Origin of the sequence: Rubrivirga litoralis (genome assembly GCF_031846415.1) — a bacterium.
GTDB lineage: Bacteria > Bacteroidota > Rhodothermia > Rhodothermales > Rubricoccaceae > Rubrivirga > Rubrivirga litoralis.
The window spans coordinates 19170-41772 of the sequence record NZ_JAVRHT010000030.1; the positions used below are offsets into that span (position 1 = coordinate 19170).

General features: G+C 75.2%; 18 protein-coding genes and 1 pseudogene. 15 read left to right on the forward strand and 4 right to left on the reverse strand.

All coding sequences use genetic code 11. From position 1 onward, the window contains the following. The first annotated feature begins 3 nt into the window (after positions 1-3). From RM540_RS12255 to RM540_RS12275, 5 genes are all read left to right on the forward strand, one after another. Positions 4-1521 (forward strand): sodium-dependent transporter, encoded by a 1518-nt coding sequence (locus RM540_RS12255; RefSeq protein ID WP_311664483.1) that lies wholly within the window; start codon positions 4-6, stop codon positions 1519-1521. 33 nt (positions 1522-1554) lie between these two features. Next, positions 1555-3207: a M14 family metallopeptidase gene (locus tag RM540_RS12260; protein WP_311664485.1), complete on the forward strand. Its 1653-nt coding sequence runs from the start codon at positions 1555-1557 to the stop codon at positions 3205-3207. Positions 3208-3381: 174 nt separating this feature from the next. After that, entirely contained in the window at positions 3382-3948 is a 567-nt protein-coding gene (locus tag RM540_RS12265) for a TlpA family protein disulfide reductase (RefSeq protein WP_311664487.1), read from the forward strand. Positions 3949-4016: 68 nt separating this feature from the next. Further along, the gene (locus RM540_RS12270) at positions 4017-4619 is read left to right on the forward strand and encodes a redoxin domain-containing protein (RefSeq protein ID WP_311664489.1); all 603 of its coding nucleotides are present in this window, start codon (positions 4017-4019) and stop codon (positions 4617-4619) included. Beyond that, positions 4616-5800 (forward strand): ribonuclease D, encoded by a 1185-nt coding sequence (locus RM540_RS12275; protein WP_311664491.1) that lies wholly within the window; start codon positions 4616-4618, stop codon positions 5798-5800. The genes RM540_RS12270 and RM540_RS12275 overlap by 4 nt, the downstream gene beginning before the upstream one ends. A 424-nt stretch (positions 5801-6224) precedes the next feature. Here the strand turns inward: RM540_RS12275 and RM540_RS12280 are convergent, their stop codons facing one another. Beyond that, positions 6225-6494: a NifU N-terminal domain-containing protein gene (locus RM540_RS12280; RefSeq protein WP_311664493.1), complete on the reverse strand. Its 270-nt coding sequence runs from the start codon at positions 6492-6494 to the stop codon at positions 6225-6227. A 127-nt stretch (positions 6495-6621) separates the two neighbouring features. On the opposite strand from RM540_RS12280, the gene RM540_RS12285 reads away from it, so the two are divergent. From RM540_RS12285 to RM540_RS12330, 10 genes and pseudogenes are all read left to right on the forward strand, one after another. After that, a complete protein-coding gene (locus RM540_RS12285; RefSeq protein ID WP_311664495.1) occupies positions 6622-7320 on the forward strand; it encodes a phage holin family protein in 699 nt (232 codons plus the stop codon). A gap of 44 nt (positions 7321-7364) precedes the next feature. Next, on the forward strand, positions 7365-8012 hold the full coding sequence (locus RM540_RS12290; protein ID WP_311664497.1) for a hypothetical protein: 648 nt from the start codon (positions 7365-7367) through the stop codon (positions 8010-8012). Between the two features lie 106 nt (positions 8013-8118). Beyond that, complete coding sequence (locus RM540_RS12295; protein WP_311664499.1) at positions 8119-8769, forward strand: adenylate kinase; 651 nt, start codon at positions 8119-8121, stop codon at positions 8767-8769. Positions 8770-8898: 129 nt separating this feature from the next. After that, complete coding sequence (locus tag RM540_RS12300) at positions 8899-9879, forward strand: polyprenyl synthetase family protein (RefSeq protein WP_311664501.1); 981 nt, start codon at positions 8899-8901, stop codon at positions 9877-9879. Positions 9880-9997: 118 nt separating this feature from the next. Then, positions 9998-10267 carry an HPr family phosphocarrier protein gene (locus RM540_RS12305; protein ID WP_311664503.1) on the forward strand — a complete coding sequence of 90 codons (270 nt, stop codon included), beginning with the start codon at positions 9998-10000 and terminating at the stop codon, positions 10265-10267. Then, positions 10264-12228 carry a phosphoenolpyruvate--protein phosphotransferase gene (gene ptsP, locus RM540_RS12310; protein ID WP_311664505.1) on the forward strand — a complete coding sequence of 655 codons (1965 nt, stop codon included), beginning with the start codon at positions 10264-10266 and terminating at the stop codon, positions 12226-12228. Before RM540_RS12305 ends, ptsP begins: the two co-directional genes overlap by 4 nt. Before the next feature lie 62 nt (positions 12229-12290). Beyond that, entirely contained in the window at positions 12291-13331 is a 1041-nt protein-coding gene (locus RM540_RS12315; RefSeq protein WP_311664507.1) for a bifunctional phosphoglucose/phosphomannose isomerase, read from the forward strand. A gap of 193 nt (positions 13332-13524) precedes the next feature. Continuing rightward, complete coding sequence (locus tag RM540_RS12320) at positions 13525-13968, forward strand: GatB/YqeY domain-containing protein (RefSeq protein ID WP_311664509.1); 444 nt, start codon at positions 13525-13527, stop codon at positions 13966-13968. A gap of 3 nt (positions 13969-13971) precedes the next feature. Then, the gene (locus RM540_RS12325) at positions 13972-14553 is read left to right on the forward strand and encodes a CvpA family protein (RefSeq protein WP_311664511.1); all 582 of its coding nucleotides are present in this window, start codon (positions 13972-13974) and stop codon (positions 14551-14553) included. A 460-nt stretch (positions 14554-15013) separates the two neighbouring features. Next, positions 15014-17920 (forward strand): annotated as a pseudogene (locus tag RM540_RS12330) (AAA family ATPase); the annotation flags it as partial. Between the two features lie 588 nt (positions 17921-18508). Here the strand turns inward: RM540_RS12330 and RM540_RS12335 are convergent. The 3 genes from RM540_RS12335 to RM540_RS12345 all read right to left on the reverse strand — a co-directional run bounded on the left by RM540_RS12335 (position 18509) and on the right by RM540_RS12345 (position 22465). Continuing rightward, entirely contained in the window at positions 18509-19855 is a 1347-nt protein-coding gene (locus RM540_RS12335; protein ID WP_311664515.1) for a peptidylprolyl isomerase, read from the reverse strand. Between the two features lie 188 nt (positions 19856-20043). Further along, positions 20044-22098 (reverse strand): peptidylprolyl isomerase, encoded by a 2055-nt coding sequence (locus RM540_RS12340; RefSeq protein ID WP_311664517.1) that lies wholly within the window; start codon positions 22096-22098, stop codon positions 20044-20046. A 232-nt stretch (positions 22099-22330) separates the two neighbouring features. Then, the gene (locus RM540_RS12345) at positions 22331-22465 is read right to left on the reverse strand and encodes a hypothetical protein (protein ID WP_311664519.1); all 135 of its coding nucleotides are present in this window, start codon (positions 22463-22465) and stop codon (positions 22331-22333) included. Between the last annotated feature and the right edge of the window lie 138 nt (positions 22466-22603).

Genomic DNA, 22603 nt, shown 5'->3' on the forward strand with positions numbered 1-22603 from the left:
CGCATGGCGACCCGTTCGGCCGACGCCCGCTTCTCGTCCCGGTGGACGCTCCTGCTGAGCGTGCTCGGCATCGCCGTCGGGACCGGCAACATCTGGCGGTTCCCGCGCATCGCGGCCAAGACGGGCGGGGAGGAGGGCGCGGGCGCGTTCCTCGTGGCCTGGCTCGTGTTCCTCGTCGCATGGAGCCTCCCGCTCATCGTCGCCGAGTACGCGCTCGGGCAGCGCGGGCGGAAGGGCGTCGTGGGCACGGTCGCGGCGCTCGCCGGGCCGCGCCTGGCGTGGATGGGCGCGTTCGTGGCCTTCGTCGCCGCGGCCATCATGTGCTACTACAGCGTGGTGGCGGGGTGGTGCCTGTACTACACGGGCGGGGCGCTCGTCTCCGGCCTCCCGCTCACGCTCGACGGCGCGCAGGCGTCGTGGGACGCCTTCCAGGCGTCGGGCCTGCCCGTCGCGCTCCATGCCGTCATGATGGGGACGGCGGCCGTGGTGTGCCTCCGCGGCGTGTCGTCGATCGAGCGGGTCAACCGCGTGCTCGTCCCCACGCTGCTCGCCATCGTCGTCGTGGCCGTGGTCCGGGCCGTCACGCTGCCGGGCGCGGGCGCGGGCGTGGCCTACCTCTTCACGCCGGACTGGTCGGTCCTCGCGAGCCCGGCCGTCTGGCTCGAAGCGCTCACGCAGAACGCGTGGGACACCGGGGCGGGGTGGGGGCTCATCCTGACGTACGCGGCCTACATGCGCCGCGAGGACGGCATCGTGCGGAACGCCGTGCTCACGGGCGTCGGCAACAACCTCGTGTCGCTGCTCGCGGCGACGATGGTGTTCGGGATCGTGTTCGCGGTCCTGGGCGCTCAGCGGGCGCCGGCCGAGGTCCTGGACGTCATGCGGACGTCGGGGCCGGCGGGCACGGGCATCACGTTTATCTGGATGCCGCAGCTGTTCGCGGCCATGCCGTTGGGGAAGCCGCTCGCCGTCGCCTTCTTCCTCGCGCTCACGTTCGCGGCGCTCTCGTCGCTCATCTCGATGGTCGAGCTGACGTCTCGCGTCGTCGTGGACTTCGGGGTCGCCCGGCGCCGCGCGGTCCCGGCCGTCGGCGTGGCCGCGTTCGCGGTCGGCGTGCCCAGCGCGGTCTGGGGCGGCGTGTTCGCCAACCAGGACTTCGTGTGGGGCGTGGCGCTCGTGATCTCGGGCGCCTTCGTGGCCTTTGCCGTCACGCGCTATGGGGCGGGGCGGCTGATGTCCGAGGTCTCGACGCCGTCGGACTGGCCGCTCCCGCGCGTCTGGGGCGCGTGGCTGAAGTGGGCGATCCCGGTCCAGGCCGCCGTGCTCCTCGGCTGGTGGCTCTGGCAGGCGACGACGGCCGACTTTACGGCGCGCTGGTGGGACCCGACCGAGCCGTTCAGCGCGGCGACGTGCCTGCTCCAGTGGGGCCTCGCGCTGGCCGTCTTCCTGACCTTCAACCGCTGGATGGCCCGGCGCACCGGCGCCCTGGAGCCGCCCCGCCCCGCCCCGCCCGGTGCGTAACGTGCCGCACGCACCGTCGGCCGCCCCTATTGGATGACCCATCCCGCCCCGCTCCTGTTCGTGCTCGCCGCCCTCGTGGGCGGGGCGGTCCTCGCCGGCTGCGCCGCCGCGGGCGGGGCGGCGACCGCCGACGCCACCGCCCCGCTCACGACGCGCGCCGAGCAAGCCGACTACCGCGAGACCTCGACCTACGCCGACGTCGCCGCTTTCCTCGGCGAGTTGGAGGAGCGGGGCGCAGACCGCCGGGGCGGGGTGGCGGTCTCGACGTTCGGGGAGACCGTCGAGGGGCGGGCGCTCCCGCTCGCCGTCTGGGGCGCGCCCTCGGCCGCCGCCGCGCGGGCCACGGGGAAGACCCGCGTGCTCGTGGTCGCCGACATCCACGGCGGCGAGGTGGCCGGCAAGGAGGCCGCCCTCGCCGTCCTCCGCGACCTCGCCGCCGGGCGCCACGACGACTGGGCGGACTCGCTCGTGGTCGCCGTCGCCCCGCTCTACAACGCGGACGGGAACGAGCGGATCGCCCACGACAACCGCCCGCTCCAGCTCGGGCCGGTCGGCGGGATGGGCGAGCGGACGAACGCGCAGGGGCTCGACCTCAACCGCGACTTTACCAAGCTGGCCTCGCCCGAGGCGCGCGCGCTCGTCGGCTTGATCCGCGACCTCGACCCCCACGTCGTCCTCGACCTCCACACGACGAACGGGACGCTCATGGGCTACGACCTCACGTACGCCCCGCCGCTCTCGCCCGCCACCCCGCCCGCGGTCGACCGCGAGCTGTGGGAGCGGTGGCTCCCGGCCGTGACCGCCGCGCTCCGGGCGCGCTACGACCTCGCGACGTACCACTACGGCAACGTGCCCGGCGCGTTCGGGGAGGCGGCGACGGCCCCGCGCGGGTGGTACTCGTTCAGCCCGCAGCCCCGGTTCTCGACGAACTACGTCGGGCTGCGGGGCCGGTTCGGGATCCTCGCCGAGGCCTACAGCTACGCCCCGTTCGCCGAGCGCGTGGCGGCGTCGAAGCGGTTTGTCGAGGAGGTTCTGGACTACGCTTCACGCCACGCGTCCCGGATCCGCGCGCTCGCGGACGAGGCCGACCGCGACCGCGTCGTGGGCGAGGAGGTCGCCGTTCGGGCGACGTTCGCGGCGCTCCCCGAGCCCGTCGAGGTCCTGCTCGGCGAGGCCGACACCGTGTCCCACCCGGTCACGGGCGCGCCGATGCTCCGGCGCCGCGACGTGCGGCGCCCCGAGACGATGCCGGCGTTCGTTCGCTTTGCCGCGTCCGAGACGACGACGGCGCCGGCCGTCTACGTCGTGACCGGCGAGCACAAGGACGCCGTCGTCCGCCTGCTCGACGCGCACGGGATCGCGTACCGCGAGGAGTACGTGTGGGGCGTCGCCCGCGAGGCGTTCCGCGTCGACAGCGTGGCCGTGGCCGAGCGGCCGTCGCAGGGTGTCCAGATGCAGGAGGTGTGGGGGCAGTGGGAGCCCGTCCCCGCCGAGACCGGGAGCCCGCCGCGCCTGGCCCCGTCGCTCGTGGTCCCCGTCGACCAGCCGCTCGGGCGCCTCGTGGTGGCCCTCCTCGATCCCCGCTCCGACGACGGCGTCGTGGCCTGGGGCGTCGTCCCCGCCGTGGCGTGGCGGCCGGGCCAGACCGGCCCCATCCAGCGTGTGCCGGGCGGGGTGGGGGAGTGACGGGGGAGAGGAGCCGCCCCGCCCGACGCGGCCGCCCCGCCCTTCCCCCGACGTCCGTGGGCGGGGTGGTCTTCGTCCGGCGCCCCGCCTGCCCCTCCGTTTCGTCTCCCTCCCCGCCCGGGGCACTCCGCCCCGCCCGCGCGCGTTGAGCGTGCAGCGCCCCCGATTCCGCCCATGAAGACCGCCGCCCCGCCCCTCGCCCTCCTCCTGGCCCTCGCGCTCGTCGCCGGCTGCCAGCCCGACGCCTCCGCCGGCACGGCCGGCGAGGGCGGGGCGGACGCCGCGACGGTCGACGACGACCAGCCCATCGTCGAGATCGCGAGCGCCAAGGCGCTCGTCGACGACCTCGACGGCGTCGACGCCGACTGGGTCGTCCTCAACTTCTGGGCAACGTGGTGCGGCCCGTGCCGCGTCGAGTTCCCCGACTTTACACGCTACGACGAGGAGATGGACGGCCAGGGCGTCGACGTCCGGTTCGTGTCGCTCGACGATCCCCGCGAGCTGGCCGCCGTCCGCGCGTTCCTCGCCGAGCACGAGGTCGAGGACCCGTCGTACCTCTACACCGGCCAGGGCGACGTGACGAGCGAGCTCAACCCGTTCGTCGGCGCGGCCCTCCCCATCACGATGGTCCTCGACGCCGACCGGATCGTGCAGCACACGCACGTCGGCCTGCTGCGGTACCCCGAGCTCAAGGAGACCGTCGCGACGATCCGCGCCGGCGGAACGCCGTCCGACTCCTGAGCGAAGGAGACGGAGCCGCCCCGCCCGCCCCGCCCACTGTGGCCTACCGACCCTCTACCGATCTCCTTGTGACTCGATTCTCCGCCGTTCTAGCGGCTCTCGTCGGGCTCTCCCTCGCCGCCGGCGCTGCGAGCGCCCAGACGGCCGACCCCACGCCGCTCCCGCTCACGGACCGCACGCTGCGCGCCGCCGACGGGTCGAGCCTGTCGTTCGGCTCGGCTGCCGGCCCCGAGGGGCTCGTCGTCGTGTTCTGGAGCACGGCCTGCCCCTGGGACGACCGCTACGCCCCGCGCCTGTCCGATCTCGTCGCGAGCTACGGGCCGGCCGGGGTTGGCTTCGTGCTCGTGACGTCCGAGGGGCCGGCCGCCGTCCCCACGGCCGCGCCCGCGCCGCGGCGGCGCCCGGCCTCGGCCGGCCTCGCGGCGCCCTACGTCGACGACGTCGACGGCTCGCTGGCGGCCGCGTTCGGCGCGCGGAGCACGCCCCACGTCTTCTTCTACGGACCCGACCGCACGCTCGTCTACGAGGGCGCCATCGACGACAGCCCGGTCGACGCCGACCGCGTCCGCACGCCGTACCTCCGCCAGGCCCTCGACCAGAGCATCGCCGGCCTCCCCGTCGAGGTCATGCGCACGCAGGCGTTCGGGTGCACGATCAAGGGGCGCTCGTGAGTGACGTCCCCCTGATCGACAGCACCTCCGGCCTGGAAGACGTCGTCGCACGCGCCCGCGACCTCGAAGCCGTCGCGCTCGACACCGAGTTCGTCTGGGAGCGGACCTACTACGCCGGCCTCGGGCTCGTGCAGGTTGGCCTGGGCGGCGAGGACATCGCGCTCCTCGACACGACGGCCATCCCCGACCTCGCCGCGCTCGGCGCGCTCCTCGAAGACGCCGGCGTGCAGAAGGTGCTCCACGACGCGGCTCAGGACCTCCAGATCCTCGCCCGCGCGACCCGCTCGCAGCCCGTCAACGCGTTCGACACGCAGCGGGCGGCCGGGCTCGTCGGGCTCTCGGCCACGCTCTCACTCCAGGACCTCGTCGAGTGGGCGGTCGGCGTGCGGCTGGAGAAAGGCGAGACGCGGTCGGACTGGCTCCGCCGGCCGCTGACCGACAGCCAACTGGGCTACGCCGCCGCCGATGTCCGCTACCTCCTCGACGCCCGCCGGAAGATCCTGGACGAGGCCGAGGCCCGGGATCGGGCGGGGTGGGTGGCGTCCGAGATGGAGCGGTACGACGACCCCGCGCTCTACGACGAGGCCGACCCCGACGACGCCGTCGACCGCGTCAAGGGGCGGGGGCTCGGGCGGATGTCGGGCCGCCAGCGCGCCGTGCTCCGCGCCGTCGCCGCGTGGCGCGAGCGCGAGGCCCGCGCGCTCGACCGGACGCGCCGGATGGTGCTCCCCGACGAGGCGCTCGTCGCCGTCGCCGAGCGCGGGCCGCAGTCAGGCGACGACCTCCGCCGCCTCAAGCTCACCGACCGCCAGATCGGCCGCTACGGTGACGGCCTGCTCGCCGCCGTCGAGGCCGGCGTCGACGCCGAGCCCGAGCACGTCGCGCGGCGCGGCCGCCCGGGGCCGGAGGACCAGCGCCGCGCCGCCCGCCTGCTCGTCGCCCAGGGGTTCCTGGCGGGGCGGTGCGAGCGCGAGGGCGTCGACTCCGTGCTCGTCGCCACCAAGTCCCAGCTGGCCGACCTCGTCGAGGCCGGGCCGGACGCCGTGGCCGACGCCTTCCCCGGGTGGCGCTACGACTTCGTCGGCCGCGACCTGGAGGCCCTCCTCCGCGGCGATCTCGCCGTCGGCCTGGAGGGGCCGGACGGCTGGCCCGTCGCCACCCCGCCCGCGGCGGGCCGGTAGCGGGCCGCTCGCGGTGAGCCGCCCCGCCCACCGCGGGCGGGGCGGTGGCACGGCGGGCGGCTTTGGTATCCGGGCGGGCGAGAGCCGACGCCCGCCCCGCCCACAATCCGCGGCCTCGCCTGATCTGGCCGCCCCGCCCGGGGCACCCCCCGTCCGCCCGCCCATCGCTGCGCTCAAGGGCGCTCGGACTGTCCCCTTTGAACAAGGGAGACAGCTCCCCAGCCTGGGAGCAGAGCGATCGCCGGGGAGCGGGGGGTGCTGGGGCGGGGCGGTCGAGAACGTCGTCCGCGGCCGGGACGCGGGCCGGGACCCGGTCGGTGCGGGCCGGCGGGGCGGACGAGTTCGGGCCTCCCGCGCAGGATTGGGGCGGGGCGGGGGCGCCACCCCGCCCGCTTGCCACCCCGCCCGCGGGAGGCGGGGCGGCCTACGCGGCCAGGTGCTCGGTCAGCACGCGCTCGACGCCCTCGGCCAGCAGGTCCCAGTCGGCGGCCGGGTGCTTCGTGATCGTCACGAAGTCGGGGACCATCATGATCGACTCGACGCCGCGGAGCGCGAACAGCTCGGCGGCCAGCGGGTGCGCGGCGGCCTCGCGGAGCGAGTGGAACGCGAGCAGGCCGGCGTCGATGACGGGGGCGCCCTCGACCTCGAACTTGAGGCTGTTCGGGTTCGGGGTCGGGCGGGTCTGGATCGTCACGGGTGCAGAGAGGGGAGGGTCAGAGAGCGGGGCGGAGGGACCCGAGCGGCCGTCGCCCGGTTCCGGCAACCTGGGCGGCGCCTCCGGTGTAGGCCCTGCCCCCTCCGTGCGCACCTCCCCTCTCCGTATGGCCGCCTCGCGCCTCCCCGACGACCCCGCCCCCGTCGAGCCGACGTCCCACCCCGCCCCGCCCGCCGTCGAGCCGCCTCGGGTGGCCCCGCCCGGAGTGGCCCCGCCCGCTGTCGCTCCGCCCGGGATGGCCCCGCCCCGCGTGCCGCCGCCGTCGCTCGGGGGCGCCCCCCGGGGTGTGCCCCCCGGGGGCGGGGCGGACGTGGTGCCGGAGTCCCGGCAGCTCCCGCCGCACCAGGGCAAGCTGGCCCGGATCGGCGACCACGTCTCGTCGCTCTCGACCGACCTCAAGGAGTGGGTCGAGCTCCGCATCGACCTGGCCAAGGCCGAGGTCCGCGAGGCGATCGACAAGCTCAAGGCGAGCCTCAAGCGGAAGGGGATCGCGATCGGGTACCTGGCTGCCGCCGGCGTCCTGGCCCTCTACGGGCTGGGCTTCCTGCTCGGCGCCCTCGCGTGGGGGCTCGCCGCCCTCTTCGAGTCCGTGTGGCTGGGCATGCTCGTGACGGCGCTGCTCCTGTTCGTCGTCGTCGGCGTGCTGGCGTGGATCGGGAAGCGGAAGCTGGACGAGGACCAGGCCATCGAGGCCCGCGCCCGCGTCTCCAAGATCACCGAGAGCGACCAGATCAACCCCGGCGCGCCGACCGTGCGGTCGGTCCAGGAGGCCGAGGCCGACAAGGCCCGCGCCGCCGCCGTCTAGCGGACCGTCCCGCGCCGCCCCGCCCGCCCCTCTCCCCCCGACCCATGCCCGAGATCCCCGACTCCACGCCGCCCGCCGGCGCCCTCCCCAGCCCGCCCGTCCGCGTCCCCGAGCGGATCGACCCCGACCACGACACGCGGCCGCTCCCGGCGGCCGAGATCCGCGCCCGCCTCGACGCCCGGAAGCGGGACATCGAGTACCACCTGGAGGCGCTCAAGCACGAGGTGACGACCGTCTCGGACGTCACCGTCGACGGGCAGCCGCTCCCGCAGGCCGTCCGCGACCACGCCGAGACGCTCGCGCTCGCCGCGGGCGGGGTGGCGGTCCTCGTCGGGTTCCTCCGCGGGCTCCGCAAGCGGTCCAAGCGGAAGGCCCGCTTCGACGCCGGCGCCGCGTTCGAGCGCGCCCGCCTCGACGCCGTCCTCGACGCGGCCGCGCGGCTCGTCGCCGGTCGCGGCAAGGACACCGACCGGGCGCTCCAGACCGTGCTCCGGTCGGTCCCCGCCGTGTACCCCGCCCCGAAGGCGGCCCGCTCCCGGCGCGCGGCCAGCGCGGAGAGCGGCGTGGGCACGGTCATCGTCCAGGCGGCGGCCGGCTTCGTGGCCAAGACGGCGCTCGACCTGCTCACGCAGCGGCTGACGGGCCACGAGGAGACGTTCTCGGCCGTCGCCGACGCGGCCGACGACGCCTAGCGCTCGGGCCGCCCCGCCCGCCGACCGCCCCGCCCGTCTCGCGCGGGCGGGGCGGGGATGGCAGCGCTCCGCCCCTCTATCTTCCTATCCCCACCTCTCCCTCCTGATGCGACTCGCGTTTTTCGGCCCGCCCGGCGCCGGCAAGGGCACGCAGGCCAAGCGCCTCGCCGCCCATCACGACTTTACCCACGTCTCGACTGGCGACCTCTTCCGCGAGGCGATCCACGACCAAACGGCGCTCGGCGAGCAGGTCGACGGTCTTCTTAAGGCGGGGCAGCTGGTGCCCGACGACGTGACGAACGCGGTCGTCGCCGAGAAGCTGGAGGCCCTGGGCTACGAGCGGTTCGTGCTCGATGGGTTCCCGCGGACCGTCGAGCAGGCCCGGTGGCTGCTCGCCCACCTCGCCGAGCACGACGCCCCGCTTGACGCGGTCATCAGCCTGCGCGTGCCGCACGAGGACCTCGTCGGCCGCCTCTCGCGGCGACGGACGGACCCCGAGACCGGGTCCATCTACCACCTCGACTTCAACCCGCCCCCGGCCGACGTGCCGGCCGAGCGGCTCGTCCACCGGCCCGACGACCAGCCCGACGCCGTCCGCCACCGGCTCGGCGTGTACGACGACGAGACGGCCCCGGTCGAGGCCGTGCTCCGCGCGCACGTCCGCTTTTTCGAGGTCGATGGGACGGGTCCGCTGGACGAGGTTCAGGAGCGGGTCGGCGAGGCCATCGCCGAGGACCGCGGGCTGAGCGGCATCTGAATGAGTGAAGAGTGACGGGCGATGAGTGACGGGAGTCCCGGGCTCGGACCGCCCCGCCCACCTCCCACGCCTCGCTCGTTTACGACGCCGTCGAATGCGTTCCTGCTCATCACCCATTACCCGTCACCCGTGACCCAGACGATGGCGTTCGCCGACATCGCGGAGACGGTCGACGACGCGCTCGGCGCGCTCGACCTCCCCGCCCAGCCGGCCGGCCTGTACGACCCGGTCCGCTACGTGCTGGGCGGCGGCGGCAAGCGGGTCCGCCCCGCCCTCGTCGTCCTCGCCGCCGAGGCGTGGGGCGGGGCGGAGGCGCGCGCGCGGGCGCTGCCGGCGGCGCTCGCCGTCGAGACGTTCCACAACTTCACGCTCGTCCACGACGACATCATGGACCACGCGGCGACCCGGCGTGGGCGGCCGACGGTCCACGAGCGGTGGGACGTGCCGACGGCGGTCCTCGCGGGCGACCTGATGATGGGGCTCTCGTACCAGCTCCTCGGCCAGACCGAGGGCGCCGATGTGGCCCGCCTGCTGGCGTCGTTCTCGCGCATGGTCGCCGCGCTCTGCGAGGGCCAGACGCTCGACCTCGCCTTCGAGACGCGCGCCGACGTGACGGTCGACGACTACCTCGACATGATCGACCGCAAAACGGGCGCGCTCCTGGAGCTCTCGCTCGAACTCGGCGGCCTCGTGGGCGGGGCGGACGCGCACGCCGTGGCCGAGCTCCGCCGGGCGGGGCGGCTCCTCGGGCGCGCGTTCCAGATCCAGGACGACCTCCTCGACCTCACGGCCGAGGGCGACGGCTGGGGCAAGACGATCGGGGGCGACCTCGTCGAAGGCAAAAAGGCCTACCTCGCGCTCCGCGCCGTCGAGCGCGCCGAGGGCGACGAGCGGGCGTGGCTCGCGCGCGCGCTCGACGGCGGCCTCCCCGCCGCGTCCGTCCCCGAGGCCCGCGACCGGATGTCCCGACTGGGCGTGCTCGACGACGCCGCCCGCGCCGTGGCCGACTACTCGGCGCGGGGCGGGGCGGCGCTCGACGTGCTCCCCGACGGCCCGGCGGCCGACGCGCTCCGGGCGCTCGCCGTCGGCCTGGCGACGCGGGCTGCCTAGCCGCCCCGCCCCACGCTTCGGCGGCGAGGGCGGGGCGGTCCTGAACCCCGCACCGCCCTCCGGGGTACCGCTGCGCGCCCCGTATCTTCGCCGCCCCGCCCGCGCCACCCCCGTCCCCATGCTCACTCGCGAGGTCACCGTCAGGAACCGGGCCGGCGTCCACACGCGGCCGGCGTCGATGATCGTCCGCGAGGCGTCGCGGTTCTCGTCCGAGTTCTTTATCAAGAAGGACGGCTACGAGATCAACGGGAAGAGCATCATCGGCGTGATGACGCTGGCCGCTGAGCAGGGGGCCACGCTGGAGCTCCTGTTCGACGGCCCCGACGAGGACGCCGCGGCCGACGCCCTAGCGGACCTGTTCGAGCGCGGCTTCGGCGAGGCCCTGTGACCGGCGCCGCCCCGCCCGACGGGCTGCCGACCGGCGGGCCGCCGCTCAGCGAGACGACGCCCGCCCCGCCCCGCCCGAGCGGGGCGGCGGACGCCGCTGGAGGCCCGATCTCGCCGAACGGGGCGGGGCGGGACGAGCTCCGCGTCGAGGGCATCGGCGTGGCGCCGGGCGTGACCGTCGGCGAGGCGTACCTCTACGCCGGCGGCGGCTACCAGGCCGAGCCCGAGCACCTCGACGCCGACGCCGTGGAGGCGGAGCTGGGCCGCTTCGAGCGGGCCGTCGCGCGGAGCGAGCGGGAGCTGAAAAAGGTCGGCCTCGTGGCCCGCCAGAAGCTGGGCGCGGGCTCGGCCGGCATCTTCGACGCCCAGGCCCTGATCCTCCGCGACCCCCAGTTTTACGACGCCGTCGCCGAGCGCATCCGCGACGGGCGGCAGGGGGCGGGGTGGGCCGTGCAGTCGGTGATGGAGGCGCTCCGGCGGCGGCTCGAGTCCAGCCCCAGCGCCGCGCTCCGCGAGCGGGCCGCCGACTTCCTGGACGTGCAGGACCGCGTGCTCCGCAACCTCCAGCAGGGCCGGGCCGTGTCCCGGATCGACCGCGACCGGGTCGTGGTCGCCGAGCGGCTCTCGGCCGCCGACGTGCTCTTGTTTAGCCGCCACGGCGTGCTCGCCGTCGTGATGGACTTTGGCGGGCCGACATCGCACGTGGCGATCATGGCCCGGGCGCTGGGCGTCCCCGCCGTCGTCAGCCTGCACGGGCTGGCCGGCCGCGTCGAGGCCGGCGACACGGTCGTCGTCGACGGGTTCTCGGGGACCGTGACGGTGCGGCCCACGGGCGAGACGCGGGCGGCGGCCGAGGCCAAGGCCGAGCGGTTCGCGCGGCTCTCCGAGGACCGCGCCGAGGTCGCGGCCGCGCCGTCAGAGACGCGCGACGGCCACGCGGTCGCGCTCCAGGCGAACGTCGAGTTCCGGGAGGAATTCCCGCTCCTCCACGAGTACGGCGCCGAGGGCATCGGCCTGTTCCGCACGGAGATGCTGTTCCTCACGCAGGGCCGTGCGCTCGACGAGGCCCAGCAGCACCGGGTCTACCGCGACGCCGTCGTGGCCGCGGCGCCGCACGCCGTCACGTTCCGGCTGCTGGACCTGGGCGGCGACAAGGTGCTCCCCATGTCGCGGCGCGAGGCGAACCCGGCGCTCGGGTGGCGCGGCCTCCGCATCCTGCTCGACAAGCCGGACCTCCTGCGCCCGCAGCTCCGCGCGCTCCTCCGCGCCGCCGTCGAGGCGCCCGACGCCGCCCCGCCCCGCGTCCTGCTCCCGATGGTGTCGGGGCTGGAGGAGGTCCGCCAGTTTCGGCGGGTGTACCAGGAGACGTGCGACGCGCTCGCGGCCGAGGGCGTGGCCCACCGGCCCGACCTCCCGCTCGGGATCATGGTCGAGGTCCCATCGGTGGCGCTGCTCGCCGCGACGTTCGCGCGCCACGTCGACTTTTTCTCGGTCGGCACCAACGACCTCACGCAGTTCGCGCTGGCCGTCGACCGCGGGAACGACCTCGTGGCCGGGCTCTACCACGAGCTCCACCCCGCCGTGCTGGGCCTCGTGCGCCAGACGGTCGAGGCGGCGGGCGGGGCGGGCATCCCGGTGTCCGTGTGCGGCGAGGTCGCGGCGGACCCGCGCGTGACGCCGCTCCTCGTGGGGCTCGGCGTCACGTCGCTGAGCGCGTCGCCGGCCTACCTCTCGCTCGTCAAGCGCGTGCTCCGCGCGTTCACGCTCGACGAGGCGCAGGACCTCGCGCGCCGGGCGCTCCGCCAGCCCGACGCGGCCTCGGTCGGCCGCCTGCTCGACTACTTCCTCGCCTGCCACAACCAAGACCTCGCCGCGCTGCTCGGCCTCGACGACGCCCGCCCCGCCCGCGGCTCGCTCGCGGACCGCGTGGCGGACCGGCTGGGTAAAGGGGGCGAGGCGTAGGGGCAGCTGCCGCCCCGCCCCGCCCGACCTCCTTTCTTCTCTTCCACTCTCTCTCCTCTCTCATGCCCCAGATCGCAGCCACCGCCCCCGACCCCGACGACATGCGCGCCGCCGTCCGCGCGCACCCCGACCACCTCCAGGAGGGGTGGGAGCGGGGCGGGGCGGTCGAGTCGTTCGACCTCGACGCGTCGTCGCTGAACGGCGTCGTCGTGTGCGGGATGGGCGGGTCGGCCATCGGCGGCGACCTCGTTCGCACGCTCGTCGAGCCGTCGTCGCCGCTCCCGTTCGTCGTCAACCGCGGGTACACGCTGCCCGGGTGGGTGAGCGAGAAGACGCTCGTCGTCGCGTCGAGCTACTCGGGCGGGACCGAGGAGACGCTGAGCGCCTTCGGCGAGGCGACGGAGCGGGGCGCCCAGATCGTCGCCGTCACGTCGGGCGGCACGCTGTCGGAGCGGGCCGACGCAGACCGGACCGTCACGATCCCGGGCGGCCTCCAGCCGCGCGCGGCCCTGGGCTACTCGCTGGGCGTCCTGCTCCGCCTCGCACGATCGATGAAGCTGACGGACCTCCCGGACGGCGTCGTGGACGACGCGCTCGCGGCCGCGCGCGACCGGGCGGGGCGGTACGACCAGGATGAGGACGGCAACGCGCCGCGTGACCTCTCGGCCGCGTTCGTCGGCGCGCTCCCGGTCGTCTACCGCGGCGTCGGGCTGCTGGAGGCGGTCGGCATGCGGTGGCAGACGCAGATCAACGAGAACGCAAAGCACCCGGCGGTCGGGAACGTCTTCCCCGAGCTCGACCACAACGAGATCATGGGGTTCGAGTCGGGTCCCGAGGATGTCCTCTCGACCATGCAGGTCGTCGTGCTCCGCGACCGCGACGACCACGCCCAGATCCAGAAGCGGTTCGACGCCACGCGTCGGCTCGTCGAGGGCTCCGTCGGCGGGTGGCACGAGGTCGAGACCGACGGCGACTCGCGGCTCAGCCGGATGCTCTCGCTCGTCCAGTACGGCGACTGGGCCAGCCTCTGGCTCGCGCTCCGCAAGAACGTCGACCCGACGCCGGTCGAGACGATCCAGCAGCTCAAGAAGACGCTGGCGTAGAGTCGGGTACGGGGTACTCGGTACAGGGTACGTGAGGGCGGGGCGGAAAACTCCATGGCGTCTCACCACCCCGCCCTCGCGCCGGCGGGCGGGGCGGCCGTCATCTTCCCGTACCCCGTACCCCGTACCCCGTACCCCGTACCCCGCCGGCCCCCGCCCCGCCCGTACCTTTCTCCACTCCACACCCCCCACCATGCTCAAGGAACAGCTTGCCCGCGACCTCAAAGACGCCATGCGCGCCAAGGAGATCGTGCGGATGAGCGCGATCCGCTCGATCCAGGCCGCCATCATCGAGCGCGAAAAGGCCGGCACGGGTCCGGCCTCGGCCGACGACCTCGTCCAGATCGTGGCGAAGCAGGCCAAGCAGCGGCGCGACTCGTACGCGCAGTTCACCGACGCCGGCCGCGACGACCTCGCCGAGCGCGAGGCCGAAGAGCTTGGCTACATCGAGCAGTACCTCCCCGCCCAGGCGACCGACGAGGACATCTACGCGGCCGTCCAGGCCATCGTGCAGCGGACCGGGGCGACGACGATGAAGGACATGGGCCGCGTGATGGGCGAGGCCATGAGCGACCTCCGCGGGCGGGCCGAGGGCTCGCGCGTGCAGGCCGTCGTCCGCGAGCTGCTCGGCGCCTAGCGCGTGGGCCGCCTCGACCTGATCCTCGGGCTCGTCCTCGCCGTCGGCGTGTGGCGCGGGCTGCGGACGGGCGCGCTCGCGCAGGTCGTCGGGACGGTCGGCTGGGTGTTCGCGTTCATCGCGGCGACCGCGCTCATGGAGCCGGTCGGCGCCGGCGTCGCGGCAGGGCTGGGTGTGAGCGAGCGGCTGGCGCCGGTGCTCGGGTTCGTGGCCGTCGTCGCCGCCGTCGTCGTCGCGCTGACCGTGGCGGCGCACGTGCTCCGCAAGGCGGCCGAGGCCGTCCGCCTGGGCGGCGTCGACCGGCTCGCGGGCGGGGCGGTCGGCGGGCTCCGCGCCGCGTTCGGACTCAGCGTCCTGCTGCTGGCGACGGGCTACGCGCCGATCCCCGGCGGCGGCCCGGTCATCGTGAGCGCCGAGACGCGGGAGGCGTCCGTGCTTTACGGGCCGGTCGAGGCGTTGGCGCCCGAGGTCTGGGGCGCCGTCCGCGCCGTGACGCCGGGGCTCCAGGCCGCGCTGGTCGACAAGTTCAACACGTGGCACGAGGGGGAGCCCGAGGCGGTGACGGGCGAGGAACGGCTGGAGTAGGGGGGGGAGTGGGAACTGGGAAATAGGAACTGGGAACGGGCAGAGGGCGGGGTGGGGGAGGGCGTTCGGACGGGCCGCCCCGCCCGCGGCAGACTGTCCGGGCGGGGTGGGGCAGGAGGGCGACCCGAGCGGCGGCCGTTCCCCTCCTGGACACCGCGCAGCGTCGGCGCAGCCAAGAGGGGCTAGGACCCAAAGGGCGGGGTGGTTGTCGGGCGGGCGAGGCGGTTCCGACCAGCACCGCCCCGCCCGGTGTCCGCCCCGCCCATTCGCCGCACCTGACGGCGTTGCATGCAACGCCGCTACGACCGCCGCCCCGCCCGCAAGGGCGACCACCGGTCGCCCCTACGGCGGCCGCCCCGCCCTCGCGCGCGGCGGGCGGGGTGGGGATCTTCCGCTCGCCGCTGACACGGGGCGGGCACCTCGCGGGCGTAGATTCACGCCTGTTATTGCAACCCAAAAAATGGTCCCGACACGGCTCCAGCTCCGCAACTTCCTCTCCTACGGCGAGAGCGCCCCGGCGCTCGACTTCGAGGGGCTCCACGTGGCCTGCCTCTCGGGCGGGAACGGGCAGGGCAAGAGCGCGCTGCTCGACGCCATGACGTGGGCGCTCTGGGGCGAGGCCCGCAAGTCGGCCGACCTGCGCAAGCCGGACGAGGAGCTGCTCCGCGTCGGCGCGCGCTCGATGGAGGTCGACTTCGCGTTCCGCGCGGGCGGGGCGGAGTACCGCGTCGTCCGCAGCTACGCGCAGTCGAAGAGCGGGAAGACGTCGAAGCCCGGGCTCGAACTGCAAGTCCGCGACGGCGACGGCTGGCAGGCCCTCACCGGCGGGTCGGTCAAGGAGACGCAGGCGCAGATCGACGAGCGCGTGGGGATCGACTACGAGACGTTCATCAACTCGACGTTCCTGCTCCAGGGGCGGTCCGACGAGTTCACCAAGAAGAAGCCGAGCGAGCGGAAGGAGATCCTCGCCAAAATCCTCGCGCTCGACCGCTACGACCGCATGGCGCAGCGGGCGGGGCGGCGGTGGAGCTCGCTCCGCGAGCGGTGCGCGGCGCTCGAAACCGAGGCCGAGCGGCTCGTCGCGGCCCTCGAACACGAGGCCGAGTGGACGGCGGACCGCGACGCGCTCGACGCGCACATCGGAGAGGTCGAGGCCGAGCACGCCGCCGCCGCCGCCGCCGAGGCGAAGGCGGCCGAGCGCCTGGCCGGCCTCGACGCCGCCGCCCGCGAGGCCGACGCCCTCCGCGCCGCGCTCGCGGACCTCGACGGCCGGACGGCCAAGGTGGACGCGGAGCGGGCCGACCTCGACCGCAAAACGGCCGAGGCCGACGCCCTGATCGCCCAGGCCGAGACGATCGAGGCGGACCACGCCCGCTACGAAGCGCTCCGCACCCAGCGGACGGCGCTCGACGAGAAGGCCGGGCTCTACCGCGGCGTCGAGGCGCAGCTCCACGCGCTCCGGCTCGACCTCCAAAAGCAGACGGCGGCCCTCGAAGCCGACATCACGCGCGCCGAGGCCGGGCTTCAGACGCTCACGCACGGGGTCCGCGAAGACGAGCGGAAGCTGGCGGGGCGGCCGCGCGCCGAGGCCGCGCTCGCTACGGCGCGGGCGGCGGTCGAGGAGGCGAAGGCGCTGGAGGCGGTCCGCCAGACGCGCGACGCGGCGCGGCGGCGGATCGACGCCATCGACAAGCAGCTCGCGGCCGACCGCGGCGCGCTCGTGGGCCAGCACGCGGCGATCGTGAACGAGGGGAAGCGGCTCAAGGCCGACCTCAACGGGGCCGCCCCGCCCGATCTCGCGGCGCTCGACGCGTCGGTCGCCGAGGGCGGGGCGGCGCGCACCAAGCTGGAGGCGACGCGCGAGCGGGGCGTCGAGCTCTCGGCGACGGTCCAGACGCTGGAGGCGCGGTTGGAGACGCTGGCCGCGGACCGGGCGACGCTCGCGGCCCGGCGCGAGCGGATCGCGACGTCCCAAGACGAGGCGTGCCCGACGTGCGGGACCCCGCTCACGGACGCCCACCGCGCCGACGTGGCGGCCGACTACGACCGCGAGATCGCCGCGCTCGACGCGCAGGCGGCCGAGGCGCGGGCGGGGCGGACGGCGGCGGCCGAGGCCCGCGACGCGCTCCGCGCCGACTTTGGCCAGTTCAAGGCGGCCGTCGAGGCGGGCGAGACGGCGGCGCGCGCGCGCGCCGCGGCGGCGGACCAAGCCGAGCGCCGGGCCGCGGGCGAGGCCCGGCTCGTCGAGCTCCGCGCCGAGGCGGTCCGCCTGGGCGGCGTGATCGAGGGCGGGGCGTTCGGGGCCGAGCTCCGCGCCGAGCGCGCGACGCACGCCGACGTGCTCGACGCGAGCCCGTTCGACGAGGCCCGCTACGACGCCGTCCGCCGCGACGCCGCGCTCGCGGACCACTGGGCGGCCGAGCTCCGCGACCTCGACCAGACGGCGGCCCACCTCCGCCAGACGCAGGCGGACCTCGCGGCCAAAGAAAAGGAGCTGGCCGTGCTCCGCGAGCGGCTGGACGCCGGCGCCCACACGCGGCCCACGCGTCAGAAGGTGGAGGCGCTGGAGGCGCAGGCCGCCGCGCTGGGCTACGACGCCGCCCTGCACGAGTCGGTCGGCCGCGACCTGGACCGCTTGGCCGAGGCGCCGCGCCGGCTCTCGGCGCTCCTCGAAGCCCGCCGCCGCCGCGCCGAGTGGGCCGAGCGCTCGGCCGCGCTCGCCGACGAGCGCCGCTCGATCGGCGCCGAGGCCGACGCCAAGCGGTCCGCCCTGGAGGCGCTCGCTGCGCGCCTCGCCGACCGCGCCGCGGCCGAGGCCGAGCGGGGCGGGGCGGCCGCCCGCCGCGAGCACGCCGCCCGCCGCCTGGCCGACGCCCGCACGCGGCGCGGTGCGCTGAGCGAGCGGCTCGACCGGGCCGCCCGCGACCGCGAGCGCCTGACGGCGACACGGAAGGAGCTCCGCGAGGCGAAGAAAGAGCGGGCGCTCTACGGCCACCTCAAGCGCGCCTTCGGCAAGCACGGCATCCCGTCGCTCATCATCGAGGAGACGCTGCCGGAGATCGAGGCGCGGGCCAACGACCTGCTCGAGCGCCTCAGCGGCGGGCGCACACGCGTGGCCCTCGAAACGCTCAAGGACAAAAAGACCGGCGGGGGCACCAAGGAGACCCTCGACATCAAGATCACCGACAGCCAGTCCGTCGCCCGGTCGTACGAGACGTTCTCGGGCGGCGAAGCCTTCCGGGTCAACTTCGCGCTCCGCATCGCGCTCAGCCAGATGCTCGCTGAGCGGGCCGGCACGCAGATCCGCACGCTCGTCATCGACGAGGGGTTCGGGACGCAGGACGCCGAGGGCCTGCAGAGCCTGATCGGCGCCATCCGCGAGATCCAGGACGACTTCGACACGATCCTCGTCATCACGCACCTGGACGAGATCAAGGCGGCGTTCCCGGTCCGCATCGAGGTGCGCAAGGAGCCGGTGACGGGCTCGACGTTCGACGTGGTGGGCGTGTAGTGCCGCCCCGCCCGCGCCGCGCCGCCCTGCCCCGGCGGCTCCGTCGGGCGGGGTGGTGGGGGCGGGGGCCTGGGCTGCCCCGCCCGGAGCGCCCCTCATCCCGGCTGCGCTGGCACTGCGAGGGAGCCTCGTAGCACGGGCCTCCGGGGTTCGTCAGCAGTGGCCGCGCGTCAGCTGCGCTCTCCACAGGCTCTGCGGCCCGGCGGCGGGGCGGGAGAGAGTCGGCCGCCCCGCCCTCGGCCACGACCGCCCCGTCCGGTGGCGGACGGCCGTTCTCGCGGGGCGGGGCGGGAGCAGCATCCCGCCGCTAGTGCTTCTCCACAGCTTGTCTGACGGGTTGGTGCTCGGCTCGACAACCACCCCTGTCCCCTCCTGACCAGGAGGGGGACTCCTCCCGGACCGCCCCGCCCGAGCCGAGCCCGTCAGACTCCTTGCGACGCGTCGCTAGCCGCCGGCCGGCTCGTAGCGCGGGGCGCGGACGTCGACGTAGACCCTGCGGCGGAGGTCGTCGACCCACTCCTGCTGTGCACGCAGCCGCTTGTCCTGGAGCGCGTACTGGCTCAGCAGCGCGTAGTCGTCGGCGACCGAGAGCGTGTGGGCCGGCGTCCGCTTTTGGAGCAGGACGACGTGGTAGGCGTCGGTCTGGTCGAGGAGCTTGACCGGCGCGGGCTCGCTGATCTCGCCGACGTCGAGCGAGTCGATCGTCGCCTTCCACTGCGCCCCGAGCCCGTCCACGTTGAGGTCGCGCTGGCCCGACTCCGGGTCCGACACGAACCCGCCGCGCTGGGCGCTGTACGGGTCCTCGGAGTTCCGCCGCGCGACGCCCTCGAAGGGGACGCCGGCGAGGACCGAGTCGCGGAGCACGAGGAGCGTCTCGCGCGCTTGCTCGGCCTCGCGCGCGCCCGACGGGATGTCGAGCAGGATGTGGTTGAACGAGACGCGGTCACCCTCGAGCTCGTTGAGCCGGATAAGGTGGTACCCGAACGGCGTCTCGATGACCTGCGAGTACTCGCCGGGCTCGAGCGCCGCCGTCGCCGCGCGGAACCGGGCCTCGACTTCGCTCAGGCGGAGGTCGGTGTAGAGCCCGCCGTTTTTGGTCCCGTCGCGGCCCGTGTTGCCGGGGTCCGTCGAGTAGCGGTTGGCGAGCTCCTCGATCGTCGCCTGGCCGGACACGACCGAGTCGCGGAGGGACTGGAGGAGCGCCCGCCGCTCGGCCTTGGCCGTCTCGTCGGGGGCCGGGACCTGGACGATGTGGGCCACTCGGACCAGCTCGGGGACCTCGGGCCGGTCGGCCTGCGGGATCTGGGAGAACCACGACTGGACCTCGCCCGGCGTGACGGTCACGCCCTGCATCCGCCGCTGCTGGAGCGTCTGGAGCAGGATCTCGTCGCGGACGTCGTCGCGGAGCGACGTCTCGATCTCGCCCAGCGTCCGGCCGTAGGCGGCCTCGAGCTGGGCCTCCCCGCCCGCCTGCTGCGCGAGCCGGGCCACCTGCTCCTGGGCCGCCCGCGTCACGCGCGCCTCGGTGACCGAGATCGTCGTGTCCTGGCGGGCCTGGGAGATCACGACGCGCTGGCCGACGAGCCGGTCGAGCGCTCGGCTCCACAGGTCGTCCGTGACCGGCTCGCCCTGCGCGAGCTGCGGGGCGAGCGCGTCGACCTCGGAGTACAGGACGACCTGGTCGCCGACGACGGCGGCGATCCCGTCGAGCCGCGTGCCGGGCGGCACGGGCTGCGCGGCGGCGGCGAGCGCCGGGAGGGCAACGAGGGCGGCGAGGACGAGAGAGCGCATGGTGGAGCGGAGCACGGGGGCGGGGTGGTCAGCGGGCTCGGAACGGGGGCGCCCTCCTCCCGCGCGTTCGGGGCTGTTCGGGCGGCGTGGAGGAGGCGTGCTCGTCCGGGGTCCGGTCGCCGCCGCGGTATGGCGGCGGGGGCGGGGCGGTGTCGGGGAGCGGGCGGAGACACGGTCTGCCCCGCCCTTTATTGCCGGTCCGCGCCGGATGGCCCCGCCCCGCCCGCGGGCGGGGCGGTGACGCGGTCGGGGTAGGTGCGGGCGTCGTAGCGCGCCCGGAGCCGGGCTTCCCAGGCATCCTCGACCTCGTCCTGGTAGCGGCCCACGAGGTCGGCGCGGGCCTCGTCGAACGTCTTGGGGCGGGGCGGCTCGATCCCGTCGAGCACGTAGACCGCCCGCGTCCGCGCCTCGCCGACCACGCCGGTCCGCCCGCCGACGGCGAGGCCGAGCGCGGCGTCGAGCGTGGAGCCTGTCGAGTCGGCCACGAACACGGTGTCGACGCGGACGCCGCCCACCTGGGCCGCGGCCTCGGCCGGCGCCGTGCCCGCGTCGACGAGCGCGCCGGCCGCGCGGAGGAGCGAGTCCTGCGGCGCGCGGAGCGCGAGGACCCGGCGGCGCTCGGGGAACCGGAACTGGCCGGATCGGGCGTCGAACACTGCTCGGAGCCCGGCCTCGTCGTCGCGGGCCGGCGTCCACACGCTGTCTTCGGCGACACGGAAAAGGAGGACGCCGTCGGCGTAGCTGCGGAGGACGCGGGCGAACTCGGGGTCGCGCCGCTCGAGCTCGGCCACGGCCTGGTCGACGGCCCGGTCGTCGAGCCACAGCCGGGCTACGTCGAGCATCTCGCGCTCCGGCGCCTCCCCGAACCGGACCGACCTGTAGACGGGCGCGAGCCGGCCCACGCGGTACGTCGAGTCGGCGAGCGTGGCGAACACGCGCTCGGCCTGGGCCGGCGGGAAGCCACCCTCGCGGATGGCCTCGACGAGCGAGTCGGCCGGGAGCGCCGCGATGGCCTCGCGGAGCACGGTCTCGTCGTACGTGCCGCCGTTCTCGCGGAAAAACTCGCGGCCCAACTCGCGGCGCTTGATGGCCGTCCGCGGGAGCCGCTCGGCGAGCCCGCGGAGCTCGTCGTAGGCCTCGTCGTAAGTCGGCCGCTCGGGGAGCTCGGTAAGCTGGATCAGGTGCCACCCGAACTGGGTCTCGACCGGCTCCGACACGTCGCCGACGGCCTGGAGCCCGAACGCGGCCTGCTCGAACGGGGCCACCATCCGCCCGCGCCCGAACGTGCCCAGGTCGCCGCCCCGCCCGCCCGAGCCGGTGTCGTCGGAGTACTCGCGGGCGAGCGCGGCAAAGTCCTCTCCGGCCAGGACGCGCTCGCGGAGCGAGGCGACGAGGGCGCGGGCGGAGTCGGGCGAGACGAGGCTATCGGGCGAGATCAGGATGTGCCGGGCGGCGATGTCGGGCCGGCGCGCCTGGCGGTCGGTCACGCGCACGAGGTGGACCCCGAACGGCGTCCGCACCGGCCCGCCGATCTGGCCCACCGGCGTGTCGTAGGCGACGTCCTCGAACGGGAGGATCGTGCGGCCACCGGTGAGGTAGCCGAGCGCGCCCCGGTTTTGCCGCACCGACGGGTCGACGGAGTAGCGGGTGGCGGCGGCGGCGAACGGGATCAGCCCGGCCTCGATGGAGTCGCGGAGCGCCGCGGCCCGCGCGAACGCGGCGGCCGAGTCGGCGGCCGAGGCCGTCCGGTCGAGGGGGAGCAGGATGTGGCTTACCTCGACCTCCTCGGCCTGCTTGTCGTACAGGTCGCGGACGACGGCGTCGAGCACGCGGCGGTCGGTGAAGTACGGGCCAGCCAGCTGGTCGCGGTAGTCGGCCACCTCGGCGACGTAGGCCGAGTCGCGGTCGTAGCCGGCCTCCCGCGCCGCGAGCACCTTGAGCCGGAAGTCGACGTAGCGGTCGAGAAAGTCGCGGCGGCGCTCGGTGGGCGTCTGTCCCGAGTCGCCGACGGCCTCGCCGGCGTCGGCGTAGAGCGTGTCGAGCTCGGCGAGCGAGAGCGTGTCGGCGGTCCACGTCGCCACGACGGGCGTGCCGTCGGCGGCGAGGGCGGGGCGGTCGCCGCCGGGGCGGTCGGCGTCCGGGGCGGGGCGGCTCCCGGAGCACCCGGCGGCGACGGCGACCAGGGCGAGGGCGGCGATCCCGGTCAGGGACGACGGGGTCAGAGCGGGGCGGCTGGCGGTCATACCCGGGGGCGGGGTGGGGGAACGGCGCGGGACCTCATGGGGGCCAACCGAAGCTAGTGGCAGGGTAGAATAGATTGGCGATCCTGCGCGAATCTGCACCTTAGCAGCCACCTTCCGGGGTGGCTGAGGATTGAGACGTGGCGATCCGGGCGAGCGCCACGCGGGCATGGTGGGACGATGCTCTAGAGTACGTCCGGCGGAGAGCGAGGGACAACACGGGAGCGGGGGCGTGTCAGGCGAAGGCGGCGTCCTCGGGCTCGGGCTCGGCGATGGGGTCGGGGCCGGCGAGGCGGCAGAGGGTGACGAGGACAGCGGTGGCCGTCGCGCCACCGGCGGCGGCGGCGAGGAGGGCGGCGAGGACGAGCATGGGCGGGGCCAATTGAGGTTGTTGTGACGGTCGGGGCGACGGACGAGGCTGGGTAGCACATGGCCCGGAGGAGGTCCAAGCGCCAGCAGGCCCTTCGGTCGAGGGCGCGGCGGCGGGTGGTCAACTAGTACTCCCCTT